We start from the raw sequence: 14,410 nt of genomic DNA on the forward strand, positions 1-14,410 counted from the left end.
CGTGTACCTCGTGGTCAGTCGAGAGCCGCGTGCAGCTCGGGATTACGGTTGCTGAAGGTGAGCAGGGTGGCCACCAGGGCGAGGATCGCCAGCACGGCGGCCGCCAGGGGGACTGCGGTGAGGCCGAGCCCCTGGCCGATGACCAGGCCTCCGACCCAGGCGCCGAGGGCATTGCCCACGTTGAAGGCGCCGATGTTCAGGGTGGAGACCAGGTTGGGCGCGGCGCTGCCGAAGTTCACCACGTTGACCTGCAGGGCCGGGACCGCGGCGAAGGCGGCGGTGGCCCAGAGGAACAGGGTGATCTCGGTGGGAACCAGCGCCGAGCTGGTCCAGGTCAGGGCGCTGGAGGCGACGGCCAGGGCGACGAACACGCCCATCAGGGTCTGCGCCAGCTTCCAGTCCGCCAGTCGGCCCCCGAGGATGTTGCCCAGGGTCAGGCCCAGGCCGATCAGCAGCAGGCTCCAGGTCACGCCACGGGGCGAGACTCCGGTCACCTCGCCCAGCAGCGGGGCCACATAGGTGAAGATGCAGAACACCGCGGCGGAGAACAGCACCGTGGTGGACAGCGCCAGCCAGAGCCCGGTCCCCCGCAGGGCGGCGAACTCGGCGCGCATGTCGGCGGCTTCCTCGTCCTGCTGACGCGGCAGCACGCGCCAGAGGCCGATGAGCGCGAGGACGCCGATCAGGGTCACCGCCCAGAAAGTGGAACGCCAGCCGGCGGCCTGGCCGAGCGCGGTGCCCAGGGGGACGCCGAGCACGTTCGCCAGCGTCAGGCCGGTGAACATCAGGGCCACGGCGGACGCCTTGCGATTGGCCGGTACCAGGCTCGCGGCCACCACCGAGCCGATGCCGAAGAAGGCGCCATGGCAGAGGGCGGTGACCACCCGCGCCAGCATCAGCAGGCCGTAGTTGGCGGCAATGGCGCAGAGCAGGTTGCCCAGGATGAACACCCCCATCAGCACCAGCAGCGCGCCCTTGCGGGGCAGCTTCGCGGTCGCCATGGCCATGAAGGGGGCGCCGACGGCGACGCCCAGGGCGTAGCCGGTCACCAGCCAGCCGGCACCGGGAATGGAAACGCCCAGATCAGCCGCCACCTCGGGCAACAGGCCCATGATGACGAACTCCGTGGTGCCGATGGCAAACGCGGACAAGGCGAGGACGAGAAGCGCAGTAGGCATTGGCCTGCTCCTTGGGAAGTACGGGGTTATGGCAGGTGCTGCAGTTACAGCGAATCGCTCATCTGGCGAAGGAATTCAGCGATGACGGCTTCATTGCGTTTGAAGAAGTTCCACTGGCCCACCTTGCGGCTGGTGACCAGCCCGGCACGTTGCAGGGTCGCCAGGTGCGCCGACACGGTGGACTGGGACAGCCCGCAGCGCTGGTCGAACTTGCCGGCACAGACGCCGATCTCGAAGGGATGGTCCTGCTCGACGAAGTGCTTCTCCGGCTCCTTCAGCCACTGCAGCATCTCGCGCCTGACCGGATGGGCCAGCGCCTTGATGATCTCGTCCAGGTCGATGTCGTCGCTCATGGTCGTCTTCGCATATCGGGATGGAGCGAACCTTATATCGATGCCTGACGATATACAGATCGTTTGTGCCGATAGTCGTCATCACCCGACATGATGGAAGCGGCGCTGGGTTACTCTCAGTCCATGAACTACCTCGCCCACCTCCACCTCGGCGGCTCGCAGCCGGCACAGTTGCTCGGCAGCCTCTATGGCGACTTCGTCAAGGGGCCGCTGGACGGGCGCTGGCCGGCGGATATCGAGTCGGCCATCCGCCTGCACCGGCGGATCGACGCCTTCACCGACGGCCACCCCCTGATCCTCCAGGCCAAGCAGCGCTTTCCCGTCGAACGGCGGCGGGTCGCCGGCATCCTGCTGGATGTCTTCTTCGACCATTGCCTGGCCCGGGACTGGGAACACTACGCTCCGCTGCCCCTGGAAGCCTTCACGCGCCGGGTCTACCAGGTGCTGGACGCCGAGCCGAGGTTGCCCGACCGGCTGGCCCTGATCGCCCCGCGCATGGCGGCCCAGGACTGGCTGGGCAGCTACCGCGAGTTCGAGACCCTGGAACGGGTGATACAAGGCATGGCCAGCCGCCTGTCCCGCCCCGGTGTCCTCGCCGGCGCCATGGCCGAACTGGACGCCCTCTACCCTGACCTGCACCGGGACTTCCAGGCCTTCTACCCCGAACTCCAGCACTTCGCCGAACGGCAGCAGGGCCTCGTTTGACCTGCATCAAAGGCAGGATTGCCGGGCTACAGTGAAATAGCGTCTGACATCCTGTTCCGGAGACTCCCGATGAAAGCGCTGATGCTGGCAACAGACTTGTCCAATCGTTCCGATCGCGCAATGCGTCGCGCCGCCCGGTTGGCCCGGCAGTTCAGCTGCCCCTGGTTCATCCTCCACGTCGTGGACGAAGACCAGCCGCAGTTGCGGGTGGAACTGGAGCAGGAGCAGGTACGCCGCTACTTCAACGGCCAACTGGATTTCCTCACCGAGCTGGCCGGCCGGGCGCCGGAAATCTGGGTGGAAGTGGGCGACCCGGCCAAGCACATCGCCGACTGCACCCGCTGGGCGGATGTCGACCTGCTGGTGGCGGGCAGCCATCGCAAGAACCCGCTGCGGGACATCTTCGTCGGCACCACCCTGGAACGCCTGCTGCGCTCCAGCCACGTCCCGGTCCTGGTGGTCAATCGCGAGGCCGAGCGCGACTACCAGGCGCCCCTGCTGGCACTGGATTGCTCGCACGCTTCCGCCGAGGCGGTGCGCGCCGCCCACCAGCTGGGGCTGCTGCCGAAAGGCGGCGCCCGTGCCCTGCACGCCTTCGACCCCCTGGGCGGCCCCATGCTGATGGCCGCCGGTGCCGGCGTCATCCCCGGTGACTACAGCGCAGACGAGCGCCGCCGCGCCACCGAGGCCCTGGATGAGTTCCTGCTGCAGGAGGAGCTCGGCCCGGTGATCAGCCAGCGCCTGATCGAAGAGGGCCTGCCGATGACCGCCCTGCGTCGGGTGCTGGAACGTGAACCCGTGGACCTGCTGGTGATGGGGACTCGCGGCCTGACCGGCCTGAAGCGTGTGCTGATCGGCAGCGTGGCGGATGCCGCGCTGCGCGAGCTGGACTGCGACATCCTCGCGGTGCCGCCGCCCCTCCCCCACTGAGATTCTCGGCGCCGGCCTCAGGCGGCCAGCGCACCCTCGTCCTCGGACTCGCCGAAGAGCGCCCGTTCCACGGCGCCCTTCGCCTTGCGCGCCAGCAGGGTGCGGCCGAGCTCGCCGGCGGCGATGGGCTCCAGCAGCTGGATTTCCACCTCCGCCACCTCGCTGCGCAGCACCCGCAGCAGGTGCGAAAGCAGGTCGTCGTCGCCGATGAAGGGCGCGATCTCGTCGCGCCGGCCATCCCGCAGGTAGCGGATGGCGACCGGTTGCACCGGCACCCCGGTGTCCACCGCGCTGGTCAGCAGGCGGCTGTGGAAGGTCTTCACCAGGCTGCCGTCGGTGGTGGTGCCTTCGGGGAAGATCAGCAGGTGCCGCCCCTCGCCCAGGTGCCGCGTCAACTGTTGCCCGACCAGCCCGCTGTCCCCCGATCCCCGGCGAATGAACAGGGTCCCGGCCTTGTGCGCCAGCCATCCCGCCACCGGCCAGGCACGCACCTCGGCCTTGGACAGGAAGGACAGGGGCGCCACGGCGCCGAGCAGGGGAATATCGGTCCAGGACACGTGGTTGCTGACCCAGAGCATCGGCCGATCCGGCACCTGGCCGCTGACCCGCACGCGAAATGGCAGGGCGCCGGCCAGGCGGGCGAGGAACCAGCGGGTCAGGCGTTGCCGGGTGGCCATCAGCCGATCTCGCCCCAGGCGCTCCAGCACGCTGACCCAGGCCGCCAGGGCCAGGCCCAGTCCGAGCACCGCCAGCAGGCGGGCGACACGCAGGTGGAACCGCAGGGACTTGCCCATGCCGGCCTCAGACCGCGGCCTTGAAGTGACGGGCATAGCGCGGGCAGAGCTCGTCGCGCTTGAGCAGGATGAACACGTCGGCCACCTGGAAGTCCGGGTCCCAGCAAGGCTCGCCGCAGACCTTGGCGCCCAGGCGCATGTAGGCCTTGAGCAACGGCGGCATTTCGGTGATCACATTGCCCGGCAGCTCCAGGTCCGGCAGCGGGTTCTTCGGCTCGGCGCGCAGGTGTTCGGTGCACAGGTGACGCTCCCGCAGGCGCTGCATGATGGCCTGGGCCTGGATGCCGCCGTCCTGCATGGGGATGCTGGCGCAGCCCATCAGGTAGCGGTAGCCGCCCTGGTTGAGCACCTCGGCCAGTTCGCCCCAGAGCACGGCGATGGTGGCGCCGTTGCGGTAGGCGGGGTCGACGCAGGTGCGGCCGATCTCCAGCACCGGCCCCTGCAGCTCGCCCAGGCCGTGGAGGCTGAATTCCTCCTCGCTGTAGAAACGCCCGAGATCGCGGGCCGCCTGGTGGTCCAGCAGGCGGGTGGTGGCCACCAGGTCGCCGCTGTCCAGGTCGCGCACGCCGATGTGCTGGCAGTGCGGGTCGTAGTCGTCCATGTCCAGGCCGAACTCGGCACCCTTCAACTTGGCGTCGAACTCCGCGCTGAACACGCGGAAGCGCAGGGCCTGGGCTTCACGCAGGGCCGCGACACCTTCCAGGCGTTCGGCCTGCAGGCGGCGAGGGCTTTTCCCGTGGGGTGCGACGGCGTCGCGGGTCAGGGCGATCTGAGTCATGAATAAGCCTCCCTAGGCCGGCTCGATCCCGGTTGCAGCCGGACGATCTTGTTGTGCAAGCTCAGGCTAGGTAGACCCGGTGTCACGCCCGTGACGATCCGGTGATCCTTCCATGACAGCCCCCGAGGAGCCCCACCGATGCCCTGGCCACGCCTGCTCGAAGCCGCCCCCCGCCTGCCCGCCAGCCCCGCCGTGGATGACTGGTACGGTGCCCTGCTGGACCGCCTGGGCGAGGTCACGCCCTTCGAACTGGCGGTCCTCGGTGGCCGCCTCGCGCCCACGCCGGGCCTGGCCTTCCTCGCCGGCTACCAGGGTGCGTTGCGCCTGCTCTGGCCGTCGGCGCCGCTGAGCCTGGGCGCCCTCTGCGTCACGGAAAACCGCAGCGTGCGCCCCGCCGACCAACGGACCCGCCTGGATGGCCTGGCGCTCACCGGCCGCAAGGATTTCGTCACCGCCGGCACCGCCGCCGACTGGCTGCTGGTGGCGGCCCGGGACGAAGCCGAAGGAGAGCCGCCGCGCATGGTCCTGGCCGTGGTGCGCAACGGGGATCCGGGCGTCCGCCTGGAGGCCCTGCCGGCGCTGGCGCTGATGCCCGATGTGCCCCATGCCCGCCTGCACCTGGAGGCGGCCCATTGCGAACGCCTCGCCGGCGACGGCTGGGATGCCTATGTGAAGCCGTTCCGCAGCCTCGAGGACCTGCACGTGCTCGCCGCCATCACCGGCTGGCTCTACGGCGTGGGCCGCGACAGCGGCTGGCCCCGCCCCCTGCAACTGCGCCTGCTGGCCCTGCTCGGCAGCGCCGCCGAGGTCACCCGCCAGTGCGCCACCTCCGCGGTGATGCATCTGTTGCTCGCGGGCCTGTTCGAGTCGTTCAAGGCCCTGAAGCCCGAACTCGATTCCGCCTTCGCCGCCGGCCCGGCGGAATGGGCGGACCTGTGGCGAAGGGACCAGGGCCTGCTGGAGATCGCCAACGGCGCGCGGGTCAAGCGCCTGGAGAACGCGCTGACCGCCCTGGGCCTCGCTTGATCGGCAGCCACGGACAGACGTCCTCTCCCCCTGGGAGAGGGAAGCCGGAGCCGGCACGATGAGCGACCTGGGTTGATCCACGTCAGGACGTCACTGTGCGAAATGACTTACATGTGAACGCCGCACTTCCTACAGAGATTGCCATGCGTCGCGACCCCATCGTGCTGTTCGACAACGGCACCCATCAATGCCTGATGTTCGACGACCTGGTCAGCGGCGATGGCGTGCAATCCAACCAGTTCCTCATCACCGACCACGACCAGTACCTGCTGCTGGACCCGGGCGGCGACCTGACCTACACGCCCCTGTCCCTGGAGCTGTCCAAGCGCATGCCGGTGCAGGACCTCACCTACATCTTCGCCTCGCACCAGGACCCGGACATCATCGCCTCCCTGGACAAGTGGCTGCTGCACACCCGCGCGCGGGTCATCTGCTCCAAGCTCTGGGCCCGCTTCCTGCCCCACCTCACCGCCAACTACCTGGCCATCAGCCATGGCATCTCCACCTACGACCGCATCATCGCCCTGCCCGACCGGGGCGACTCCATCAGCCTCGGGCACTGCGAACTCAAGGCCGTCCCGGCGCACTTCCTCCACTCGGTCGGCAACTTCCAGCTCTACGACCCGGTGAGCCGCATCCTCTTCTCCGGCGACATGGGCGCCTCCCTGGTGGACGACGCCAACCCCGTGCGGGACTTCGTCAACCACGTGCCGAACATGGAAGGTTTCCACCGCCGCTACATGGCCAGCAACAAGGTCTGCCGGCTCTGGGCCAGCATGGTGCGGGGCATGGACGTGGACATGATCGTGCCCCAGCACGGCCGCCCCTTCGTCGGCCAGGAAATGATCAGCGCCTTCCTCTACTGGATCGAGAACCTGGAATGCGGCATCGACCTGATGGGGCCGGACGACTACCGGCTGCCGCGCTGAACTGACCTGACACGCCACGACCACAGGTCGTGGCCGCGCCATGGGGAAACGCCTCATGGCCCGGCCTGCAAGGCCTCGGGCACCCCGCTCGGCCCCCGGGTTCCACCCTGCGGAACCACCTTCGATTGTCCTCCGCCCGCCCACGCGGTTAGCTGATGGCCAGCCGCGAACGCGGTCGCTGAATCAACGAGGAGAACAAGAACAATGTCCCGTTTCGCACAGATTCAAGCCTGGCTGGAGGACATCGCCGCCGATCTCAGGGCGCTGCGCCAGGACATCCACGCCCACCCGGAGCTGGGTTTCGAGGAGCAGCGCACCGCCGCCCTGGTGGCCCGCCTGCTGGGGGAGTGGGGCTACGAGGTGCACACCGGCATCGGCCGCACCGGGGTGGTCGGGGTGCTGCGCAATGGCGACGCCGGGCGTGGCCTGGGGCTGCGCGCCGACATGGATGCGCTGCCCATAGTCGAAGCCACGGGCCTGTCCTACAGCAGTTGCCACGCCGGTCGCATGCACGCCTGCGGCCATGACGGCCACACCGTGATGCTGTTGGGGGCCGCACGCTACCTGGCGGCGACACGCCGCTTCGAAGGCACCCTCAACCTCATCTTCCAGCCCGCCGAAGAAGGCCAGGGCGGCGCCGAGGCCATGCTCGCCGACGGCCTGCTGGAACGCTTCCCCTGCCAGGCCCTGTTCGGCATGCACAACATGCCGGGCATGGAGACCGGGCACCTGTGCTTCCGTGAAGGTCCGCTGATGGCCTCCCAGGACCTGCTGGACGTGACCCTGGAGGGCGTCGGCAGCCACGGCTCCACCCCTCACCTCGCGGTCGACCCGCTGGTGGCCGCCGCCAGCGCCGTGATGGCCCTGCAGACCGTGGTGGGACGCAACGTCGACCCGCAGCAGGCGGCGGTGGTCACCGTCGGCGCCCTGCAGGCCGGCGAAGCGGCCAACGTGATTCCCCAGAGCGCGCTGCTGCGCCTGAGCCTGCGCGCCCTCGACCCCAGGGTGCGCGAGCAGGTGCTCGAACGGGTCCAGGCCATCATCCGCCTGCAGGCGGAAAGCTACGGATGCCGCGCCAGCATCCAGCACCGCCCGGCCTATCCGGTGCTGGAGAACAGCGGCGCGGAGACCGCGTTCGCCCGTCAGGTCGCCGAAGCCCTGGCCGGCCCCGGGCAGGTGCAGGACGCCCCGATGGTGATGGGCAGCGAGGACTTCGCCTGGATGCTCCAGCGCTGCCCCGGCAGCTACCTCTTCATCGGCAATGGCGCCGAGCCCGACCGGCCGATGGTCCATAACCCCGGATACGACTTCAACGACGAGATCCTGGTACGCGGCGCCGCGTACTGGGCCGCGCTGGCGGAAACCTGGCTGCAGGACACCGCCACGCCTTCCCAGGCCCCTGCCACTGCCCACTGACGAACCGGGCGCAGCACCGAGCGCCTGAGCCCCCACCGTCCAGATTCCCGGAGAGACCCCATGCACGCTTCCCCGAGCGGGACCTCGCGTACCCGCCAGGTCACCGCCGCCGTCATCGGCAACGCCCTCGAGTGGTACGACTTCATCGTCTACGGCTTCCTGTCGAGCATCATCGCCCGGCTGTTCTTCCCCTCCGACAGCGAATACGCCTCGCTGCTGATGGCCCTGGCCACCTTCGGCGTCGGCTTCTTCATGCGCCCGGTGGGCGGGGTCCTGCTGGGGCTCTATGCCGACCGCAAGGGCCGCAAGGCCGCCATGCAACTGATCATCCTGCTGATGACCGTCGCGATCGCCATGATCGCCTTCGCCCCGGACTACACCGCCATCGGCCTGGGCGCGCCCCTGCTGATCGTGGTGGCGCGGATGCTCCAGGGCTTCGCCACCGGCGGGGAATACGCCAGCGCCACCGCCTTCCTGGTGGAGGCCGCGCCCGCCGACCGTCGCGGCCTGTACGGCGCCTGGCAGCTGTTCGGCCAGTGCCTGGCGGTGTTCGCCGGCTCGGGCATGGGCGCCCTGGTCACCCACACCCTGGCGCCCGAGGCACTGGACAGCTGGGGCTGGCGCCTGCCCTTCATCCTCGGCCTGCTGATCGGCCCGGTGGGCCTGTGGATGCGCCGCCACATGGAGGAGACCGAAGCCTTCCTCGAATCCCGCGAGGCCCAGCGGGGCGAGCCCATCGGCTTCGGCCGCATGCTGCGGGAGAACCGTCGCGCGGTGGCGGTCACCCTCGGCGCGACCATCACCGGCACCGTGGCCTTCTACGTGGTGCTGGTGAACATGCCCACCTTCGCCCACAAGCAACTGGGCCTGCCGCTGGACCAGGTCTTCATGGTGCAGATGGCGGCGGTGGCCCTGATGACCCTGGTGATCCCCTTCGCCGGCGCCCTCTCCGACCGCCTGGGGCGACGCCCCGTGCTGCTGGTGGGCAACCTGGTCTTCCTGGTCATCGTCTATCCCCTGTTCACCTGGGTGGCTGCGGCCCCGAGCCTGGAGCGCCTGCTGGCCATGCAGCTGCTGCTCTGCGCCACCATCGGCGTGATCTACGGCCCCGCACCGACCGCCGCCTCGGAGCAGTTCCCCACCGCCGTGCGTTCCACCGGCCTCGCCCTGTCGAACAACCTCGGGGTCATGCTGTTCGGCGGCTTCGCCCCCTTCATCGTCACCTGGCTGACCAAGACCACCGGCAACCCGGTCGCCCCGGCCTATTACGTGCTGTTCGCCGCCGTCATCGGCCTGGTGTCGGTCTGGTTCTTCCGCGAGGGCGCCCCCGCCGCCCTGGAACGCCAGGCCAGACGCCAGGTCACCTCCCAGACTGCCCGGAGCCTTTGAATGACCCGATTCGAATCCACCCCCGCACTCGTCTCGCTGGAGCGGGAGATCGTCGCCCTCGACGCCCTGCCGCTGTCCGAGGCGATCCGTACCCGCCAGTTGTCCTGCCGCGAAGTGATGCAGGCCTACCTGGAACAGATCGACCGGCTCAACCCCAAGGTCAACGCCCTGGTGTCCCTGCGGCCACCGGAGGTGCTGCTGGACGAGGCCGAGGAGCGCGATCGCCAGTTGGCCCGGGGCGAATGGCTCGGCTGGATGCACGGCATGCCCCAGGCGGTGAAGGACATGGCCGCCTGCGCCGGCCTGCCCACCAGCATGGGCTCGCCGCTGTTCGCCGGGCAGGTGGCCCGCCACGACGCCATCGCCGTGTCCCGGGTACGGGACGCCGGCGCCCTGTTCGTCGGCAAGACCAACGTGCCGGAGTTCGGCCTGGGCTCCCACACCTACAACAGCGTCTTCGGCACCACCGGCAACGCCTACGACCCCGGCCTCTGCGCCGGGGGCAGCAGCGGAGGCGCCGCCACAGCCCTGGCGCTGCGCATGCTGCCGGTGGCCGATGGCAGCGACATGATGGGCTCCCTGCGCAACCCGGCCGCGTTCAACAACCTCTACGGCCTGCGTCCCTCCCTGGGCCGCGTGCCCTTCGGCCCCACGCCCGAGCTGTTCGCCCAGCAACTGGCCACCGAGGGCCCCATGGGCCGCAGCGTCGCCGATGTCGCCGCCCTGTTGCAGACCCAGGCCGGCCGCCATCGCGCCGCGCCCCTGGCCCTCGGCGGCACCAGCGACCTGGCCGGTCCGCTGGTGCGTGACGTCAGGGGCAAGCGCATCGGCTGGCTCGGCGACCTGGGCGGCCACCTGCCCATGGAGCCGGGGCTGCTGGCCCTCTGCGAAAACGCCCTGGCGGACTTCCGCACCCTGGGTTGCGAGGTGGAGCACTGCCTGCCGGACTACGACCCGGAACGCCTCTGGCGCTGCTGGCTGGTGCATCGCGCCTGGCTGGTGGCCGGCAGCCTCGCGCCCGCCTACGCCGATCCGTCCCAGCGTGCCCTGCTCAAGCCCGAGGCCCGCTGGGAGGTGGAGTGCGGCCAGCGCCTCAGCGCCGGGGAGGTGTTCCAGGCCACACTGGACCGCAGCGACTGGTACCGCGCCCTGGACCGGCTGTTCCTGCGTTACGACTACCTGCTACTGCCCAGTGCACAGGTGTTTCCATTCGAGGCATCGCTGCACTGGCCGAAGACGATCGCCGGGCGGGACATGGACAGCTACCACCGCTGGATGGAGGTGACGATCGGCGCCACCCTGGCCGGCCTCCCGGCCATGAGCGTACCGGTGGGCTTCAATCCCGCCGGCCTGCCCATGGGGCTGCAGATCATCGGCCCCGCCCAGGCGGACCTCGCGGTGCTGCAACTGGCCTACGCCCATGAGCAGCTCACCCAGTGGGTCCGAAACTGCCCGCCACCGCTGGTCGGAGCCGCGCCATGAGCGGCTAGCCCAATCGGTGCATCGGGTCCGTATCTTGCTAAATCCCGCCGCTGATCCCGGCGGGTGTGGTGTGGAGACGGATATGCAAGCGAGAGACGAAAGCGGCACGGTGCGCTCGGTGGAACGCGCGCTGAGCATTGTCGAACTGCTGGGAGAACACGATTCCCTGGGGCTGGAGGAGCTGCATTACCTCACCGGGCTGCCGAAGGCCACGGTGTCGAGGCTGCTGCACACCCTCCAGGACCGGGGCTGGCTGTACCGGGGCCTCTGCGACCGGCGTTACCGGCTCTCGGCACGGCGCCTGTTCGGCGACCCGGAGCTGCGCTTCTCCCGGCACCTGGTGGAGCAGGCCTCGCCCCTGCTCAAGGAGCTGTCCGAGCACACCGGGCTGGTGACGGACCTGTCGTCCTTCGACGGCCAGGATCTGCTGGTGGTGGAGAGTTCGGTTCCCGAGGTCCTGCGCAAACGCTACCCCAACAACCGCCTGGTGATGGGGCTCAAGGCCAGCCTGTTCTACTCGGCCATGGGCAAGGCCTGCCTGGCGGAGCTGGACGAGGAACACGCCCGGCGCCTCGCCGTGCGCCACCGCCTCTGTAGCGACGACCTGCTGCGCGTCCAGCAGCAGGCGTTCAACCAGGGCTTTGGCGAGCGCACGGAAGGCTCCTGGGAGTACGCGGTGCGCCTGCCCTTCCTGATCCGGGCCGTGGCCCTGCCGGTGCGCAGCCAGGGCAGGGTGGTGGGCAGCATGGCGCTGCAGTGGCCCCGCGACGAGCACAGCGTGAGCAGCGTGCGTCGCCGGTACCTGGACAACCTGGCGGAGACCATCAGCCGGTTGCAGCACCGCCTGGATTGAGCCCCGCCGAATCGACCTCAGCCACGCCCCGGCGTGGCCTTCGGCGTGGGCGCAATCAGCGCCGCGCCCCGTTCCACCTGATGAAACCCAATTGAATTGCCCTTGATTCCCCCATTTCGACAATGGGTGTCGACCCGCTCAGCGGCTCTACCGTCGAATTACAAGAACAAGGGTAACGACATGCGCAATCCACTGAATGGCTACCTCGCCGGCCTGGCCGGGTGCCTCCTGGCCGGAACCGCCGGCGCCGCCGGCTTCGTCGACGACAGCGTGACCACGCTGCGCTACAGCCAGTTCTACTGGAAGGAAAACAACGGCGACGGCGTCGGCCCGACCCGCAACGAATGGGTGCAGGGGGCCCAGTTCAGCTTCAGCTCCGGCTGGTACCGGGACTGGCTCGGCCTCGACTACAGCTACGGCCTGGCCGACGACCTGAACGTCGGCGGCAACGCCACCAGCATCAGCAACCTCGAACCCGACGACTCGGTGCAGTCGCCCCACGGTCTGGCCAAGCCCCTGGAGGCCTACCTGCGTGGCCGCCTGGCGGGCGACGCCGGAGAACTGGTCCTCGGCGGCGGCAAGAAGATCCGTCGCTTCGCCCAGTACCACGACGACACCTCGCGCATCCTGCCCGCGTCCACCCGGGGCTTCGACCTGGACTACCGCGTCAAGGGCCTGCTGCTGCGCTACAGCCGCATCGACCAGTTCACCCCGCGCAACGAGAACGGCTGGGGCGACGACCTGACCAACTTCCGCGGCGAGCGGATCGACGCCCTGCACCTGGGCGCCCTCGACTGGCGCCTGCCCACCGGCACCCGCCTGCTGGCGGAGTACGCCGAGGCCGAGGACTACCTGCGCGCCGCCTCCCTCAAGCTGGAGCACAGCCTCGAGCTGTCCGAGGGTCGCGCCCTGGACTTCCATGCCACCCACGGGATGCAGCAGGACGCCGGCAGCCGCTTCGAACAGGAGGGCGTGCGCGGCCTCTACCAGGCCGAGACCCGCCACGACGCCCGCTACCTCGACCTGTCGGCGAAGTACCGCACGCCGAACTACTACGCCGGCCTGACCTGGAACCGGGTGCGCGGCGACGACTTCGACCGGCTGTTCTTCAGCAAGGACCACGGCACCTGGAACAGCAGCGCCAAGCTCTTCTACTACTTCGGGCTGGAGGACGAGGAGATGTTCAAACTGGTGGGCGGCGGCAACTTCTCCGCCCTGGGCCTTCCGCAATTGCGGCTGGACCTGCACTACGCCTTCTCCGACCACGCCGCCGGCTACGAGGGGTTCTCCCGGCGGGAATTCCAGAGCCTGCTGCAGTACGGCTTCGACGGCCTGTTCAAGGGCCTGAGCCTGGTGTGGCTGCACAACGAGTTCCACACCAAGGGCACGCCGGACGGCGTCCAGCGCACCTTCGCCTCACGCGGGCCGGCGGGGATACTCACCCACAACGCCGAGCGGGTTTACCTGAACTATGTGTATCGCTTCTGAGGAAGCGGGGGCGTTGCACGGACGGCAACGCCCCCACGCGGCTCAACGGGCGTTGAGCTGCTGCTGGAGGTTCTGCACCTGGCTTTGCAGGGTGCTGATGTTGCGGGTCATCTGGGCGCGGAAGGCGTCGAACTCGGCGGTACTGGCACCCTGGGTGGGGGCCGGTCGGTTGTCCAGTTCGCTGCGGAGCACCAGCAGGTCCTGCTCCAGGCTCCTGATCGCCTGGTTCGGGTTGCCCTGCTTCTTCAGGGCCTCGACATCGCTGCCCAGGCCTTTCAGGCGGCCGTCCAGCTGGGCCAGGCTGTCCTGGGTCGCCTTCAGCCTGCCTTGTTCGGCGGCCAGGCCATCCAGCTTGCCGGACAACTGGCTGCCCAACTGAGCGGTGGCACCCTGGGCGGCCTTGAGGTCGGCGGCCAGCTGCTCCACGCGCTTGCCCTGGCTGCCCAGCTGGGCGCCGGCGTTCTGTTGCTGCCGGGCCAGCTCGGCGACCTTGTTCTGCAATTGCTTGAGCTGCAGTTTCAACGATTCGCTGCCGGTGGTGATGCTGGACTCGGTGGCCACCACCTTGCCGGAGATGTCCTGGATACGGCCAGCCGCTTCCTCGCTGATCCGCGCGAAGCTTTCCTGGGTGGCCACCAGCTGCTGTTCCATCAGGCTGATCTGCTGGAAGCTCCACCAGCCAAGGCCGCAGAGGGCAACCAGCAGCGCGACGACCAGGGCCCAGAGCGGCCCGGTGCCGGCGCCCCGGGCGCGGTGCACAGCGGCGACCTGACCGTTCTGGCGGTACACCGGCTCGGCGGCGGCCGGGTGATGGCCGAACTCGTCGCGATCACGGGCATCGGTTTTCAGGCTGGGGACATCATCCACGTCATCGAGGGCGTCATTGCGCATGGGGGAACCTTTGGAGAGGAAAGCGGAATCGCGAGTGGCCGGCAGTATACCGATTCGGCCCGCGCTCTTCAGCGTCGCGCCCGCTTGGTGCGGGTTGCACCTGCGCGGGGCATCACCTCTGGGTGGACCACGGCCAGCCCGCGCGGTTCCTGGCGTTGCGGGCTGGTACGGGCCTTGCTAGCCAGATGCCAGCCCCGT

The 14,410-nt window shown here is 69.2% G+C and carries 14 protein-coding genes; 9 read left to right on the forward strand and 5 right to left on the reverse strand.

From position 1 onward, the window contains the following. Positions 1-14 precede the first annotated feature (14 nt). Positions 15-1,178 (reverse strand): MFS transporter, encoded by a 1,164-nt coding sequence (locus KF707C_RS23380; protein ID WP_003451445.1) that lies wholly within the window; start codon positions 1,176-1,178, stop codon positions 15-17. 44 nt (positions 1,179-1,222) lie between these two features. Then, positions 1,223-1,531 carry an ArsR/SmtB family transcription factor gene (locus KF707C_RS23385; protein WP_003451442.1) on the reverse strand — a complete coding sequence of 103 codons (309 nt, stop codon included), beginning with the start codon at positions 1,529-1,531 and terminating at the stop codon, positions 1,223-1,225. 123 nt (positions 1,532-1,654) lie between these two features. Here KF707C_RS23385 and KF707C_RS23390 point away from each other — a divergent pair, with 123 nt between their 5' ends. Next, entirely contained in the window at positions 1,655-2,236 is a 582-nt protein-coding gene (locus tag KF707C_RS23390) for an acyl carrier protein phosphodiesterase (RefSeq protein WP_036992684.1), read from the forward strand. A gap of 81 nt (positions 2,237-2,317) precedes the next feature. After that, positions 2,318-3,166, forward strand: coding sequence for a universal stress protein (locus KF707C_RS23395; RefSeq protein ID WP_237744119.1), 849 nt, complete (start codon positions 2,318-2,320; stop codon positions 3,164-3,166). 17 nt (positions 3,167-3,183) lie between these two features. Here KF707C_RS23395 and KF707C_RS23400 read toward each other — a convergent pair whose 3' ends face one another. Both KF707C_RS23400 and olsB read right to left on the reverse strand, forming a co-directional pair. Next, positions 3,184-3,960 carry a lysophospholipid acyltransferase family protein gene (locus KF707C_RS23400; protein WP_003451436.1) on the reverse strand — a complete coding sequence of 259 codons (777 nt, stop codon included), beginning with the start codon at positions 3,958-3,960 and terminating at the stop codon, positions 3,184-3,186. 7 nt (positions 3,961-3,967) lie between these two features. Next, on the reverse strand, positions 3,968-4,738 hold the full coding sequence (gene olsB, locus KF707C_RS23405; RefSeq protein ID WP_003451433.1) for an L-ornithine N(alpha)-acyltransferase: 771 nt from the start codon (positions 4,736-4,738) through the stop codon (positions 3,968-3,970). A gap of 138 nt (positions 4,739-4,876) precedes the next feature. Between olsB and KF707C_RS23410 the strand changes: the two genes are divergently transcribed. The 7 genes from KF707C_RS23410 to KF707C_RS23440 all read left to right on the forward strand — a co-directional run bounded on the left by KF707C_RS23410 (position 4,877) and on the right by KF707C_RS23440 (position 13,321). Next, entirely contained in the window at positions 4,877-5,764 is an 888-nt protein-coding gene (locus KF707C_RS23410; protein WP_003451430.1) for an acyl-CoA dehydrogenase family protein, read from the forward strand. A gap of 143 nt (positions 5,765-5,907) precedes the next feature. Next, the gene (locus KF707C_RS23415; RefSeq protein WP_003451428.1) at positions 5,908-6,693 is read left to right on the forward strand and encodes an oxygen-binding di-iron domain-containing protein; all 786 of its coding nucleotides are present in this window, start codon (positions 5,908-5,910) and stop codon (positions 6,691-6,693) included. A gap of 204 nt (positions 6,694-6,897) precedes the next feature. After that, positions 6,898-8,109 carry a M20 aminoacylase family protein gene (locus tag KF707C_RS23420; RefSeq protein WP_003451427.1) on the forward strand — a complete coding sequence of 404 codons (1,212 nt, stop codon included), beginning with the start codon at positions 6,898-6,900 and terminating at the stop codon, positions 8,107-8,109. A 60-nt stretch (positions 8,110-8,169) separates the two neighbouring features. Then, on the forward strand, positions 8,170-9,498 hold the full coding sequence (locus KF707C_RS23425; protein ID WP_003451424.1) for a citrate-proton symporter: 1,329 nt from the start codon (positions 8,170-8,172) through the stop codon (positions 9,496-9,498). Continuing rightward, on the forward strand, positions 9,499-10,980 hold the full coding sequence (locus tag KF707C_RS23430; protein ID WP_003451421.1) for an amidase: 1,482 nt from the start codon (positions 9,499-9,501) through the stop codon (positions 10,978-10,980). 82 nt (positions 10,981-11,062) lie between these two features. After that, positions 11,063-11,833 (forward strand): IclR family transcriptional regulator, encoded by a 771-nt coding sequence (locus KF707C_RS23435; protein WP_003451418.1) that lies wholly within the window; start codon positions 11,063-11,065, stop codon positions 11,831-11,833. Positions 11,834-12,013: 180 nt separating this feature from the next. After that, positions 12,014-13,321, forward strand: coding sequence for an OprD family outer membrane porin (locus KF707C_RS23440; protein ID WP_003451417.1), 1,308 nt, complete (start codon positions 12,014-12,016; stop codon positions 13,319-13,321). Between the two features lie 42 nt (positions 13,322-13,363). On the opposite strand, the gene KF707C_RS23445 is transcribed toward KF707C_RS23440, so the two are convergent. Further along, positions 13,364-14,212, reverse strand: coding sequence for a hypothetical protein (locus tag KF707C_RS23445; protein WP_003451403.1), 849 nt, complete (start codon positions 14,210-14,212; stop codon positions 13,364-13,366). Positions 14,213-14,410 lie beyond the last annotated feature (198 nt).

The sequence above is a fragment of the Pseudomonas furukawaii genome, from assembly GCF_002355475.1.
GTDB classification, from domain to species: Bacteria; Pseudomonadota; Gammaproteobacteria; order Pseudomonadales; family Pseudomonadaceae; genus Metapseudomonas; species Metapseudomonas furukawaii.

Excerpts from the sequence above, each read along its gene's own strand:
- olsB (WP_003451433.1), bottom strand. The coding sequence starts at position 4,738 with ATGACTCAGATCGCCCTGACCCGCGACGCCGTCGCACCCCACGGGAAA.
- KF707C_RS23420 (WP_003451427.1), top strand. The coding sequence starts at position 6,898 with ATGTCCCGTTTCGCACAGATTCAAGCCTGGCTGGAGGACATCGCCGCC.
- KF707C_RS23435 (WP_003451418.1), top strand. The coding sequence starts at position 11,063 with ATGCAAGCGAGAGACGAAAGCGGCACGGTGCGCTCGGTGGAACGCGCG.
- KF707C_RS23380 (WP_003451445.1), bottom strand. The coding sequence starts at position 1,178 with ATGCCTACTGCGCTTCTCGTCCTCGCCTTGTCCGCGTTTGCCATCGGC.
- KF707C_RS23385 (WP_003451442.1), bottom strand. The coding sequence starts at position 1,531 with ATGAGCGACGACATCGACCTGGACGAGATCATCAAGGCGCTGGCCCAT.
- KF707C_RS23410 (WP_003451430.1), top strand. The coding sequence starts at position 4,877 with ATGCCCTGGCCACGCCTGCTCGAAGCCGCCCCCCGCCTGCCCGCCAGC.
- KF707C_RS23415 (WP_003451428.1), top strand. The coding sequence starts at position 5,908 with ATGCGTCGCGACCCCATCGTGCTGTTCGACAACGGCACCCATCAATGC.
- KF707C_RS23440 (WP_003451417.1), top strand. The coding sequence starts at position 12,014 with ATGCGCAATCCACTGAATGGCTACCTCGCCGGCCTGGCCGGGTGCCTC.
- KF707C_RS23425 (WP_003451424.1), top strand. The coding sequence starts at position 8,170 with ATGCACGCTTCCCCGAGCGGGACCTCGCGTACCCGCCAGGTCACCGCC.
- KF707C_RS23390 (WP_036992684.1), top strand. The coding sequence starts at position 1,655 with ATGAACTACCTCGCCCACCTCCACCTCGGCGGCTCGCAGCCGGCACAG.
- KF707C_RS23430 (WP_003451421.1), top strand. The coding sequence starts at position 9,499 with ATGACCCGATTCGAATCCACCCCCGCACTCGTCTCGCTGGAGCGGGAG.
- KF707C_RS23400 (WP_003451436.1), bottom strand. The coding sequence starts at position 3,960 with ATGGGCAAGTCCCTGCGGTTCCACCTGCGTGTCGCCCGCCTGCTGGCG.
- KF707C_RS23395 (WP_237744119.1), top strand. The coding sequence starts at position 2,318 with ATGCTGGCAACAGACTTGTCCAATCGTTCCGATCGCGCAATGCGTCGC.
- KF707C_RS23445 (WP_003451403.1), bottom strand. The coding sequence starts at position 14,212 with ATGCGCAATGACGCCCTCGATGACGTGGATGATGTCCCCAGCCTGAAA.